The sequence below is a fragment of the Acinetobacter sp. YH12131 genome, assembly GCF_013418635.1.
GTDB lineage: Bacteria > Pseudomonadota > Gammaproteobacteria > Pseudomonadales > Moraxellaceae > Acinetobacter > Acinetobacter towneri.
The window spans coordinates 1-12,235 of the sequence record NZ_VPBQ01000016.1 but is presented as its reverse complement, the minus strand read 5'-3'; the positions used below and the strand labels follow the sequence as shown (position 1 = coordinate 12,235).

Here is a 12,235-nt window from a genome sequence, read left to right as displayed (position 1 = left end):
AAATTAAAAAACTGACTGTATTATCGGTAAGTGTAAATTAAGAGAACATTAATAAAGATTTTTCTTTGTAAACTTGAGCATTGTAGGTGCCTAATCTAAATTTGTGGCGTGATCGAGATGTGTCATATATTGGGCTGACTGTGGTATAGGAGCAAATATGTTCGTCGTTTTGGTGGAAGATGATCCTTATATTGCCCAAAGTATTGTGGCAGCACTCGAATTTTTAAGTATTTCAGTCGAACACGTGAATAACGCGCGCGATGCCGATTACTTCATACGTCATAGTGCGGTAGATCTGTGCCTGCTCGATTTAGGTCTGCCTGACCAAGATGGTTTACAGTTACTCGAAAACTGGCGTAAAGATGCCATTCATATTCCAGTATTGGTATTAACCGCGCGGAATCATACTCAAGACTGCGTACAGGCGCTCAACTTAGGAGCAGATGACTACCTAACTAAACCTTTTGAATTAAATGAACTGATTGCCCGTGTATATGCATTAAGCCGCCGTCATCGTGGTTATTCATCGAACCAACTGCAAAGTGGTCAGTTACACATGAACCTCGATACACAAGAAGTCAGTTGGCATTCACAAAACATTCAGCTTTCACGCCGTGAATATAGCCTATTGGAAACCTTTTTACGGCACCCGAACCAAATCTTAAAAAATGAAGAACTGATAGATAAAGTGTATGGCTTTCAAGACAGTATCGAAAGCAATGCCTTAAATGTGCATATCTACCATTTACGGCATAAAATCCACCCCGATTTTATTCAAACGGTGCGTGGTGTCGGCTACATCTTTAAACCTGAGCTGCTGACATGAAAAACTACAGTCTGAAATGGCGTTTGGTATCGACCATCAGCTGTGCATTTATTTTGCTGTGGGTGATTGTCTTTGCATGGCTCTACCATGACTTGGAACAACGCTTACAAAATACGCTGGATGAACGACTTTCTACCTCAGCCCGTATGGTCGCCCGCCTGATTCAGCAACTGCCCCTAGAACAACTCACAGAAAGTTTGCATGCCGAATCAGAAAATGCCTTGCTACATAGTTTAATTGCTTGTGAAGTCTCTATTTTCCGTGCCGATGTTTCATTACCACAGCATGTGATTGCACGCACTCAAGGCGCACCGAAAAATTTAAAAAACCAACAAGTCGGTTTCAGCACATGGACAGAAAATGGACTGCAATGGCGTAGTTATGTACTGCGTGAAGGTGAAGTTCAGGTGGTGGTGGCTGAAAAAATTCAGTTACGGCAAAACCTACTTAAACAAATTTTACAGTCGGTACTGATTCCTTTACTGCTTACTTTGATTATTTGTATTTTGCTAATTTTGTGGATTATCCGTCTGGAGTTTTTACCGCTCGATCACATCACCCGCCACTTAATTCAGAAAAAACAATCTTTAGATGAAGCTTCTCGTTATTTAATTGAACTGAGATCACAAAAAATTCCTAAAGAAATTCAGCCTTTTGTCGATAACTTATTGATGCTGATTGAACGCCTACATAAAAGTCTGGAACACGAAAAAAACTTTAGTGCATTTGCTGCGCATGAACTGCGCACGCCGTTAACGGCTATTAAAACGCATGTGCAACTGAGCCAATTGATGTTGAATCAAACCGCATCTGCCCAAGATACAGCCAAAGTCATCGACAATTTAAAACACGCAGAACGCAGCATCCAACGTTATCAACAACTTTTGGAACAACTGTTATTGCTCAGTCAAACTGAAGCAGGTATTCAAGCGGCACATAGCCATGCAGATATGCGTAGCGTATTAGAAACAGTCTTGTCGGAACTGACTGTGGAATATCCCAATTTATCAGCGAAATTACAGATTGATTGGGCGAGTTTGGTAGCACAACACATTAATATTCCAGCGCCTGCGTTGCACATGGTACTGAAAAACTTGATTCAAAATGCTTATTTGCATGCAGAGGATGCGCCAAACATTCAAATTTATATGCAAGACCTGCAATTGATCATTGCAGACCAAGGCAAAAGCCTGAATGAAGATGATTTTACCATTCTGACTCAGCGTTTTTGGCGTAAATCTGCGCATAAACAAGGCTATGGCTTAGGTCTAACTCTAGTCAAAGTATTATTAGAGCAATATGGCTACCTACTTCAATTTCAGGCTAACCAACCGCAAGGTTTAAAAGTGATTGTCAGTTTTGATGCAGCACCTTCTGCAACAGAGAAACAACAGACGGATTAAGCTTTTCTGAGCTTTAACAGCAAATAAAGCAAGATTCAGAACAAGATCACTTAACTTTTGCCAATACCGAACATATTGCTCTACTTTACGATAACGCCATTTTTAAGGTGATTTTTGAAATAAAAGGTCAATGCGTTCTAAAATTTTATCTATGATGTAGATGCTGCGGGCTATTGAGTAGAAGAACATTGGCTAGAAAAAAATTGCTGAAACTTTCATCACCGTTTTTTTGTTCGATACCACGTCATATTTTTAAATGAGGTAGATATCCGTGCAGATCGTGCATGTGCTTGGTCTTGTGATCAATCTACAACTTAATTAAAGTGTACATAAAACCAACAGCACCCCACTCAAAATATAATACGCAGCGTAGGAGCATCTATTCCAGACTAAAATATAGATAAATATATCAATCAAAGCATTCCATTTAAGCTCATGTTTTATTTAAATAAAGTTGAATTTTTAAAATATCTTATTATCGAAATGATCTTTCTATCGAATCCATAACCACTTGAACGATGATCACAAAACGTATTAGATGATCCACTGCAGTTTGTGTGGTCATCTACTTTGAATGAACTGAAAAAATGGAATCGCCATTTTTTATAAACAGCAACGAAATATCATGCTATAAAGAAATGCGATATTGATGTTGGTTGTTTTCTGGCTTTGACATTCCGAATCAAACCAGTTCAAGTCACTCGATTGATCAGTCGTTACAGAAAACAAATGAATAGATTTGGTCAGTTGTTTTAGAATATAAAAATCAGCAAAAAAAACTAAAAATGTAATTTTTTAACATTGCGAATTCCCTGCAAAGTTTTCATTATAGAGCCTCATTTTGGCACACGCTTTCTACGTCAAATTAAACAAATTACAAAAAAAATGTGGAATTTTATGCCATAATTAGCAAACTTTGCAGACATCTTGCAAAGTATTATTGCAATTATTTATTGGAGCAAGCGGAATGAGTTCGACCATTTTGGTTATTCATGGACCGAATCTAAATTTGCTAGGAAAGCGTGAACCCGAAGTTTATGGTTACCTCACTCTTGAGGATATAAATCAACAGCTCATTTCACAAGCGCAAAAAGCATCAATTTCTATAGATACTTTCCAAAGTAATTGGGAAGGCGCAATTGTAGACCGAATTCATCAAGCCGCGTTAGATGGCACACAATATATCATTATTAACCCTGCTGCATTAACGCATACCTCTGTTGCGGTACGTGATGCCTTGTTAGGGGTCGCTATTCCATTTCTTGAAGTCCATTTGTCGAATGTGCATGCACGTGAGGCGTTTAGACATCATTCATATTTATCAGACAAAGCCATTGGTGTGATTTGCGGTTTAGGCGCAAAAGGCTATGCCGCAGCACTCGACTTTGTTCTTGAAAAAATTCAACCTACTACACAATCTTAAACTAGGAATACTGTCCATGGATATTCGTAAAATCAAGAAACTCATCGACTTGATGATTGAATCTGACTTACAAGCGATTGAAGTTAAAGAAGGCGATCAGTCGATTGCATTAACTCGTCGCAGTCCAGTAGTAGCGGCAGCAGTTCCTGCAATGCCTGCACCTTCTGCAGAAGTACCATCTGCACCTAAATCTTCACCACGTGGTGCTGTTGAAACTTCTCCAATGGTTGGCGTGTTCTATGCAGCACCAAGCCCAGGTGAAGCACCATTTATTAAAGTGGGTCAAACTGTTTCTGCTGGTGAAACGCTTGGCATTATCGAAGCAATGAAAATCATGAACCCAATTGAAGCAACTCAAAGTGGCGTGATTGAAGAAATTCTAGTTAAAAATGGCGAAGTGATTCAATTTGGTCAACCACTCTTCCGCTACCGCGCTTAAGACCTCGGGGATTCACAATGTTGCAAAAAGTTTTAATTGCAAACCGTGGTGAGATTGCCCTGCGCATCACCCGAGCTTGCAAAACTTTAGGGATCAAAACCGTGGGTATCTATTCAGATGCCGATAAAGACCTGATGCACTTACGCTTTTGTGATGAAGCCGTGTGTATTGGTCCGGGTGCGAGCAGTGAAAGTTACCTGAATATTCCTGCAATTATTACTGCAGCAGAAATTACAGGTGCAGATGCCATTCACCCTGGTTATGGTTTCCTTGCCGAAAATGCCGAATTTGCTGAAATTGTAGAAAGTTCAGGTTTCATTTTCATTGGTCCACGCCCTGAGCATATTCGCTTAATGGGTAACAAAGTTTCTGCAATTACTGCAATGCGTAAAGCTGGCGTACCAACTGTACCAGGTTCAGCACACGCCGTTACACCGCACAATGCTTTAGCTGAAGCCAAAGAAATTGGTTTCCCGCTCATTGTAAAAGCTGCTGCTGGTGGTGGTGGTCGTGGTATGCGTATTGTAGAGCGCGTAGACACCTTGCTTGAATCAGTTCAAGCAGCTCAACGTGATGCAGAAATGTGGTTTGGTGATGACACGGTCTATATGGAGCGTTTCTTACAAAAGCCACGCCACGTAGAAGTACAAGTATTGGCTGATGGTAATGGTCACGCGATTCACCTTTATGACCGCGACTGTTCATTACAACGCCGTCACCAAAAAGTGCTTGAAGAAGCGCCAGCACCTAACTTACCAGAACAAGCACGTGCCGATATTTTAGAAGCGTGTGTTAATGCATGTAAGTTAATGCAATACCGTGGTGCAGGTACTTTCGAATTCTTATTTGAAGATGACGAATACTTCTTCATTGAAATGAATACCCGTGTTCAAGTTGAGCACCCTGTAACTGAAATGGTGACAGGTATCGACATCATTGAACAACAATTGCGTATTGCTGCAGGTCTAGGTTTAGACATTGAGCAAGATCAGGTTGAAATTCGTGGTCACGCAATCGAATGTCGTATTAACGCAGAAGACCCAACCACCTTCGTACCTTCACCGGGTAAAATTGAACACTTCTATGCCCCAGGTGGTGCAGGTGTTCGTGTAGATTCACACATCTACGAAGGTTATAGCATTCCGCCGTATTACGACTCAATGATTGCTAAACTGATTGTGCATGGTAAAGATCGTGAAACCAGTATTGCGCGTATGCGTCAAGCCTTGGATGAAACTATCTTAACAGGAATTAAAACCAACATTCCTTTGCACAAAGACTTGATTCTGCAAGATAAAAACTTCTGCAAACAAGCAATGGATATTCACTATCTTGAAAAGCATTTGCTAAAGCAACTTGCTGGCAATGAAGAAGAAAAAGCATAAGTAATTAAGGTTGCTTAAGTTTAAAATAAAGAGCTGATGATTCAACGTCAGCTCTTTTTTATTGTTGAGAATAAAAGCTAAACCGTTCATCTATGCAGATCAGTATGAATAAAAAACCAATACTCCAAATGGAGTATTGGTTTAAAAATTGATTTAAAAACTGAGATCATTTTAGATCATCGAATGATGCAAAATACTAGACAAGATTAATCTAAAAACTCAATCATTAATGCCAATACTTCTGCGGTTTTTTCAGCATGCAACCAATGCCCTGCATGAGCAACTGTTTCAACTTTTGCGTGAGGAAACTGTGCTTGAATAGCGGCATAATGCTCAGGCGCTTCAATGTAAGGCGAATTACCACCACGAATAAACAAAGTATCTACATTACTCTGCACCGTCTGCCATGACAAAATTTCTGCATAATGTTCACGTAATGCATTTAAGTTAAATAACCATTGCCCTTTGCTAAATGACTTCATCAAAAATTGCACGACCATTTCTTCTTGAAGATGCTCACGCATAATTTCCATCGCCGCTTGGCGACTTTCAACTTGTGCATCTTGCACAGCAAACAAAGCTGTAAAAATTTGATCGTGACGATTTTCAGGATAAGCAAAAGGACAGATATCCAATAAAACCAATTGCTGTAAACGCTCGGCAGCCAAAGGCGCCAAAGTCATTGCAACCTTACCGCCCATTGAATGCCCAACCATAGAAAACTGTTTGATATTCAAGCTGTTCAGTGTTTCTAAAACATCTTGTGCCATTGCTGCATAATTCATGTCATCACAATGCGCAGACTTACCATGATTGCGCACATCTAATTGAATTACGGTGCGCTGTTCTTGAAATGCACGTGCGAGCATGCCTAAATTACTCAAACTACCAAATAAACCATGAATAAAAACCAAAGATGGCAATGTAGATTCAGGCTGATTTTGCGTGATTTGATAATTTAATAACATAAAATAGACTCTAAACTTGAATACAAATGATTAATCTATTTAATGAGTTTTGAGTTTATAAATCAAATTTTATATGTGCTTTTTATCGTGAAACTTATAATATTGCTTAGGCTATTTGTATAAACCTAAGCAATAACATACAAGATGAACTTTTCTTAAAATTTTATTTAAAATAATTCAAAGGCAACTTCAAATAACGAATGCCGTTGGCCTCAGGTTGTGGGAACTTACCTGCGTCCATATTGATTTGAATGGATGGCAGAATCAATTTAGGCATCGTTAAAGTGGCGTCACGTTGGGTTCGCATTTCAATAAACTCAGCTTTGCTTACCCCTGTATGAATATGAATATTCTGCTCTTTTTGAGTTTTGAGCAGCGTTTCGTGTTCATATTTTTCACGTGATTCTGGTAGATAATCATGGCATAAGAACACACGTGTTTCTTCAGGCAATGCATATAGTGTTTGCACAGAATCGTACAACTGCCCTGCACTGCCTTTCGGGAAATCACAACGCGCCGTACCATAATCAGGCATAAACAAAGTATCACCTACAAATACAGCATCACCGATCACATAGCTTAAACAAGCAGGCGTATGCCCCGGTGTAGGGATGTTATAGGCTTGTAATTCACCAATCATAAAAGTTTCATGATCGTCAAACAGATAATCAAATGATTGGTGTGAATTGAAATATTTAATATCCAAGTTATAGATGGCACTAAATGTTTCTTGCACAATCGAAATTTTATGGCTCATGGCAATTTTACCACCCAGCTGCTCTTTTAAATATTGAGAAGCTGTCAGGTGGTCGGCATGCACATGCGTTTCTAAAATCCATTCAACCGTTAATTCATTTTTTTGGATGTAAGCAATGATTTCATCGGCATGAATTGTTGAAGTAGTCGCAGATGCAGGGTCATAATCCAACACGCTGTCAATGATGGCACATTGACGTGTTGCAGGATCACTCACCACATAACTGAATGTATTGGTATTTTCATCAAAAAAATGCTGAATATCTGCGTGCATCTTATGCTCCTGCAATCTTACGATGAATGAGAATCCCCACCAACATCGCAACAATAAAATAGATTGCTTGATAATAACCTAAACCAATCAAGGTTAAACTTGGCGCAGGACAAATTCCTGCAACGCCCCAACCGATACCAAAGATAAAACTACCTGTGATCAGTTTAGAGTCAATTTGAGTTTGTTTAGGCAAATCAATTGGTTCATTTAAAATGGTTTTTGGTTCAGCTTGACGCATAATTCTTTGGAATGGAATAAAGGCAACTGCAATTGCCCCCATCATAACAAATGCCAGACTTGCATCCCATGTACCGAAAAGATCGAGGAAGTTTAAAACTTTTTCAGGATTCGACATACCAGAAAGAATCAATCCAACTGAAAAAATACCACCAAAAACAAAGGCTAAGAAATTTTTCATTTAGAATGCTCCTGTGATATGGCGGATAACATAAACGGTAATAAAGCCAGCTAACATAAAGGTACCTGTTGCTGCAATGGAGCGCTTAGATAAACGACTCATGCCACAAATACCATGTCCACTGGTACAACCCGAACCCAAACGAGTACCGAAACCAACCAACAATCCCGCCACAATCATCATCAATGGGCTTGCATTCAATTCAACTTTAGGTTGAGCCACGATGCCATAGAAAAAAGGCACAATGAAAATACCTAACACAAACCACAATGCAGGCGTTTTGAACAGCGTTTGCGGATTTAATACTTGAGCCAGTAAACCACTAATGCCTGCAATACGACCATGAACATATAAATAGCCCACGACTGCAAGACCAAGCAATCCACCACCGATTAATGCCAGCAGATAATCATGCATTTTGAACACCCAAAACAATATATGTTTTTATAATATATTATTGTAATTATTATTCAACTATTCTCTTGTAAGTTTTGTAAACTTCATCTGACTATTCGTCTATGTTTGCGATGTGAGAGAGATTTCGCAAGTTTTTGGCTGATATTAAGTCATAAGGCAGAAAATTTAGTCATTCTAAATGACTGCCTCATAACGTAATAAAGATATATCAAAATAGACAGCAACGACAAAAGTTGAGGGCATTAGACTCATTTGTGAGCAAGCGCAATAAGTTCTTTTTTATGCCGACGAATTACACGTTTAGCAGCATCTAACATAATGCGATTGGTAGTCTCATCATCACCAAAGTCAATAGGTTTAGCTGGACACATTGGACGAGCTTTTCGATCTTCGATTGTGTAGTCTTTAAGACGCTTACCCATACTGCACCTCTCAGAATTTCTTGACTTTCACTAATATAACATAAAATTTAGTTTGTTAAAAAATCATCAATACGAGTTTTTAATTACCCTATTTATTGCTTAATTTGGACGCCATTCAATGTAAATTGCAACATATCATGCATCTACGATATCTACAAAATTAGCATTTAAAACTTTTGCCAAATCGCTTGGTGTTAAACCAATATCTAATCCCCGCTTCCCTCCACTCACATACATAGTTGCAAGCTGTTGAGCGGATGCATCAATCACTGTTTTCAGTTGTTTCTTCTGCCCAATTGGACTAATGCCCCCAACCAAATAACCTGTCAAACGCTCAGCATCTTTAGGATCAGCCATGTGTACTTTTTTACACTGAAAAGCAGCCGCAACTTTTTTAAGATTTAATTGGTAATGGACAGGTAAAATCGCCACAAAATAATGCTTATCATCACTGACCAATAAAGTTTTAAATACTTCTGTGACATCTAAGCCTAACTTCTCCGCAGCTTCTAAACCAAAACTTTTAGCATTATGATCATGTTCATATTCATGCATAGAAAATTGAATTTTCTTGGCTTTTAAAAGTTTAGCTGCTGGAGTCATTGAAAAAATACTGTAAAAAACGATGCTCAAATTATACGCTTGATTGAGATTAAAAGTGAATTCGCTTAGGCCATTTTTAAATATAAAAGTAACTATCGAAAAAATAGCCTAAAATCATTAACTTGGTTTACGTGAATTTTCAACCAACACGTTAGCTAAGCGCTGTGCATGCGCAATCACGCGATCCAACCAACGTTGTGCCGCCAACAACTCTAAACCTGTCGCAGCATTGAGCTGATTCACGGCAATATATTGCAGCATTTTTTCACGGTTTTCGGCACGTTGATCTTCTGTCCATTTTTTCAAATTAGATAATTCGGTATTTAGACTTAGTACATGTTTATGCACATCAAAATCATCCATTTCTTTTAGATGTTCATCAAGAATTTGTACAAAATCTAAGCCAACTTGATAAATTGCAGGTTGGGTGCGTATTTCTTTTGCTAAAGTAATATTTTCCAAATCACTTCGTAAAACACGTAAATACACCATCAAACGAAGCATCGCCATTAAACGCTGTTGATCGGCTTCATTTTCTGAAATCGACATTTCTTCCAAATAGCGTTGGACTTGAATGAGTACTTCATCTAGCTGTAATAAACGTACTTTTGAAGGTAATCTTCCCTCTTGGATAGCCAGTTTTAGCATCACCAAAACGTCATACAAACTATGGTAAATCACCTTTGATGCAGCATGAATAGCCAAGGCGGGCACAGATAAACTCGCTTGATCGAGATAACATAAAACCGATTGAGTTTGATCGGGGATAATTTTCATAATCAGTTTTTCGAACTGACGGATAAAAGGCAAAATAATCAAAGTACCAGAAATACTGAATGCTGTATGAAATGCAGCAACAATCACCACATTGTCCCATGTTGCCATAAGACGTTGATTTTGTGTTAGCTCAAGAAATAACGGTTTTAAAATAATAAAAGCAAAAATGGATGAAATGATGTTAAAAATCACATGAACCGCTGCAGTACGTTTGGCATTTGCAGTTGAACCAATTGCAGCAATAATGGCTGTCGCCACCGTACCAATATTCTGTCCAATCACCAAACCTAAAGCCTGTTGCAAATCAATCGCACCACTGGCCAATGCTGCTAAGGTCGCGGTAATTGCAGCACTTGAAGATTGCAACAGAATGGTCATGATAATACCGACCAAAACCAAACTGAGTTGCGCAATCAAAGATCTACTTGAAAATACTGATAAATCGACACGTTCAGCAAAACCTGACATGGCAACTTGCAACATATCAATGCCAAGGAAAATCAGACTAAAACCTGCCAATGTCATTCCAAATAATGCAACTCGCCCCTGACTAAATAATTTGAGCATTGCACCCAAACCCAGCAAAGGTAATGCAAAACTGGTGATGGAAAATTTAACACCTAAAAATGCCACCATCCAACCCGTACTGGTTGTGCCAATATTCGCACCAATAATGACACCAATTGCCTGAGCAAAAGTAAGAATCCCCGCACTAACAAAACCAATCGTGGCTAAAGTTGTTGCCGTAGAAGACTGTACAATTAAAGTTAAACCGATGCCTGAAAGCACAGCTTTAATGGGTGAACCTGTGAACTTAGACAACCAAATACGCAAGGTTTCCCCTGCCATATCTTTTAAGCTGTCCGTCATCATGGTCATACCAATCAAAAATAGGCCAATACCACCACATAATTGTACAAAGACTTCTAACACACTTACTCCCTGTGCAATAAGCAATTTTCAAAGTGCTAAAAAGCCGATATTGTACGTACTTTTATCTTAAAATTGCAGTTTATTTGTTCTATTCCAATAGTTTATATTAAATAAAAAACTTGTCATCAATTTGACATATTATTAAACCTAAGGATAGATCGGACTCCATTGGTTTATCCAATCATTCGATAAAACAAAACGAAACCTCTGTATTATGCTGACACGATACAATTCAAATCTGTGAATGGCTTGACTAGGTCAATCGCTCACCTCAAAATCAGTATATATACTCACATACGCCAAAATGACAGATATAGTTTTAATATGATTTTTAATACTTTTAGAAAATATCCATCTATAAAAATATTCAGTATTGGTTGTACTGTTTTAACGCTAGCAGCTTGCTCTCCACTAGGAGGTGGTTCTCTTGCAAAACGCTCAGCTAAACTTTCTACAGGGATCCAAAAGGCTTATGCTGTGCATCCTGATACAGCAAATCGTGTAGCACCAATCATTGTACAAAGTGCAGAACAACATAATGTTGATCCTCTGCTTGTCGCTGCAGTTATTAGACAAGAATCGAATTATCGTGCCTATGCTGTTTCACCTTCAGGTGCAGTTGGGTTCACACAAATTATTCCACGTTATTGGCAGCAGACTTGTCCTGGCGATTTATTCCATGAACATACCAATATCAACTGTGGTACATTTATTTTAAATCATTATAAAAATCAGTCGGGTAAATGGCCTAAAGCTTTGGCCTATTACAATGTGGGACCTACTGGCTACAATAGTAATCGAAAAAAGAAAAAGCAAGGTAAACGCTACGCGAAACAAGTCAAACAGCACCAAAAAAACTTAAAAGATGCACTTTAATTTTGACTTACTAGCTTAATAAAGTAGCCAATACCCGTTGAATTAAAGCCATCCTCAGATGGTTTTATTTTCCTTTCTTTTTCTACTTTTCTTCTTAATATTTTCTTTCTCCCATAAAAAACACCCTCAACGTGAGTTGAGGGTGTTCGAATAATGAGCTGGCGATGACTTACTCTCACATGGGTAATCCCACACTACCATCAGCGCGAAGAGGTTTCACTTCTGAGTTCGGGAAGGGATCAGGTGGTTCACTCTTGCTATGGTCGCCAGCACAACTGTTTACGGAGACTTGCATTGGTCTTATTCACGATGGTG

The 12,235-nt window shown here is 38.7% G+C and carries 13 protein-coding genes and 1 rRNA gene; 6 read left to right on the top strand and 8 right to left on the bottom strand.

Going from position 1 to position 12,235, the window contains the following annotated elements:
• Positions 1-157 precede the first annotated feature (157 nt).
• The 5 genes from FTU66_RS10915 (at position 158) to accC (ending at position 5,476) form a co-directional block, all read left to right on the top strand.
• Positions 158-826, top strand: a complete 669-nt coding sequence (locus FTU66_RS10915; protein ID WP_104851944.1) for a response regulator transcription factor — start codon at positions 158-160, stop codon at positions 824-826.
• Entirely contained in the window at positions 823-2,229 is a 1,407-nt protein-coding gene (locus tag FTU66_RS10910; RefSeq protein ID WP_104851943.1) for an ATP-binding protein, read from the top strand. The genes FTU66_RS10915 and FTU66_RS10910 overlap by 4 nt, the downstream gene beginning before the upstream one ends.
• 967 nt (positions 2,230-3,196) lie before the next feature.
• Entirely contained in the window at positions 3,197-3,652 is a 456-nt protein-coding gene (aroQ, locus tag FTU66_RS10905) for a type II 3-dehydroquinate dehydratase (RefSeq protein ID WP_096902340.1), read from the top strand.
• A gap of 16 nt (positions 3,653-3,668) precedes the next feature.
• Positions 3,669-4,091 (top strand): acetyl-CoA carboxylase biotin carboxyl carrier protein, encoded by a 423-nt coding sequence (gene accB, locus FTU66_RS10900; RefSeq protein ID WP_004973838.1) that lies wholly within the window; start codon positions 3,669-3,671, stop codon positions 4,089-4,091.
• A gap of 17 nt (positions 4,092-4,108) precedes the next feature.
• Positions 4,109-5,476, top strand: coding sequence for an acetyl-CoA carboxylase biotin carboxylase subunit (accC, locus tag FTU66_RS10895; RefSeq protein WP_004973841.1), 1,368 nt, complete (start codon positions 4,109-4,111; stop codon positions 5,474-5,476).
• A 206-nt stretch (positions 5,477-5,682) separates the two neighbouring features.
• Here the strand turns inward: accC and FTU66_RS10890 are convergent, their stop codons facing one another.
• The 7 genes from FTU66_RS10890 to FTU66_RS10860 all read right to left on the bottom strand — a co-directional run bounded on the left by FTU66_RS10890 (position 5,683) and on the right by FTU66_RS10860 (position 11,044).
• On the bottom strand, positions 5,683-6,444 hold the full coding sequence (locus FTU66_RS10890; protein ID WP_167845998.1) for an alpha/beta fold hydrolase: 762 nt from the start codon (positions 6,442-6,444) through the stop codon (positions 5,683-5,685).
• A gap of 163 nt (positions 6,445-6,607) precedes the next feature.
• Positions 6,608-7,474 (bottom strand): MBL fold metallo-hydrolase, encoded by an 867-nt coding sequence (locus FTU66_RS10885; protein WP_167845997.1) that lies wholly within the window; start codon positions 7,472-7,474, stop codon positions 6,608-6,610.
• 1 nt (position 7,475) lies between these two features.
• Positions 7,476-7,892: a DUF6691 family protein gene (locus FTU66_RS10880; protein ID WP_167845996.1), complete on the bottom strand. Its 417-nt coding sequence runs from the start codon at positions 7,890-7,892 to the stop codon at positions 7,476-7,478.
• Positions 7,893-8,309, bottom strand: a complete 417-nt coding sequence (locus tag FTU66_RS10875) for a YeeE/YedE family protein (RefSeq protein WP_167845995.1) — start codon at positions 8,307-8,309, stop codon at positions 7,893-7,895.
• A 248-nt stretch (positions 8,310-8,557) separates the two neighbouring features.
• Positions 8,558-8,731 carry a hypothetical protein gene (locus tag FTU66_RS10870; RefSeq protein ID WP_004973856.1) on the bottom strand — a complete coding sequence of 58 codons (174 nt, stop codon included), beginning with the start codon at positions 8,729-8,731 and terminating at the stop codon, positions 8,558-8,560.
• 135 nt (positions 8,732-8,866) lie between these two features.
• Positions 8,867-9,334, bottom strand: coding sequence for a Cys-tRNA(Pro) deacylase (gene ybaK / locus FTU66_RS10865; protein ID WP_004973860.1), 468 nt, complete (start codon positions 9,332-9,334; stop codon positions 8,867-8,869).
• A 117-nt stretch (positions 9,335-9,451) separates the two neighbouring features.
• Positions 9,452-11,044, bottom strand: coding sequence for a Na/Pi symporter (locus FTU66_RS10860; RefSeq protein WP_180112794.1), 1,593 nt, complete (start codon positions 11,042-11,044; stop codon positions 9,452-9,454).
• Between the two features lie 324 nt (positions 11,045-11,368).
• Here FTU66_RS10860 and FTU66_RS10855 point away from each other — a divergent pair, with 324 nt between their 5' ends.
• Positions 11,369-11,920: a lytic transglycosylase domain-containing protein gene (locus tag FTU66_RS10855; RefSeq protein ID WP_179991597.1), complete on the top strand. Its 552-nt coding sequence runs from the start codon at positions 11,369-11,371 to the stop codon at positions 11,918-11,920.
• 156 nt (positions 11,921-12,076) lie between these two features.
• Here FTU66_RS10855 and rrf read toward each other — a convergent pair.
• Positions 12,077-12,191: ribosomal RNA gene (gene rrf / locus FTU66_RS10850) — 5S ribosomal RNA — on the bottom strand.
• Positions 12,192-12,235 lie beyond the last annotated feature (44 nt).

Coding starts and splice junctions, on each gene's coding strand:
- FTU66_RS10915 (WP_104851944.1), top strand. CDS start 158: ATGTTCGTCGTTTTGGTGGAAGATGATCCTTATATTGCCCAAAGTATT.
- FTU66_RS10910 (WP_104851943.1), top strand. CDS start 823: ATGAAAAACTACAGTCTGAAATGGCGTTTGGTATCGACCATCAGCTGT.
- aroQ (WP_096902340.1), top strand. CDS start 3,197: ATGAGTTCGACCATTTTGGTTATTCATGGACCGAATCTAAATTTGCTA.
- accB (WP_004973838.1), top strand. CDS start 3,669: ATGGATATTCGTAAAATCAAGAAACTCATCGACTTGATGATTGAATCT.
- accC (WP_004973841.1), top strand. CDS start 4,109: ATGTTGCAAAAAGTTTTAATTGCAAACCGTGGTGAGATTGCCCTGCGC.
- FTU66_RS10890 (WP_167845998.1), bottom strand. CDS start 6,444: ATGTTATTAAATTATCAAATCACGCAAAATCAGCCTGAATCTACATTG.
- FTU66_RS10885 (WP_167845997.1), bottom strand. CDS start 7,474: ATGCACGCAGATATTCAGCATTTTTTTGATGAAAATACCAATACATTC.
- FTU66_RS10880 (WP_167845996.1), bottom strand. CDS start 7,892: ATGAAAAATTTCTTAGCCTTTGTTTTTGGTGGTATTTTTTCAGTTGGA.
- FTU66_RS10875 (WP_167845995.1), bottom strand. CDS start 8,309: ATGCATGATTATCTGCTGGCATTAATCGGTGGTGGATTGCTTGGTCTT.
- FTU66_RS10870 (WP_004973856.1), bottom strand. CDS start 8,731: ATGGGTAAGCGTCTTAAAGACTACACAATCGAAGATCGAAAAGCTCGT.
- ybaK (WP_004973860.1), bottom strand. CDS start 9,334: ATGACTCCAGCAGCTAAACTTTTAAAAGCCAAGAAAATTCAATTTTCT.
- FTU66_RS10855 (WP_179991597.1), top strand. CDS start 11,369: ATGATTTTTAATACTTTTAGAAAATATCCATCTATAAAAATATTCAGT.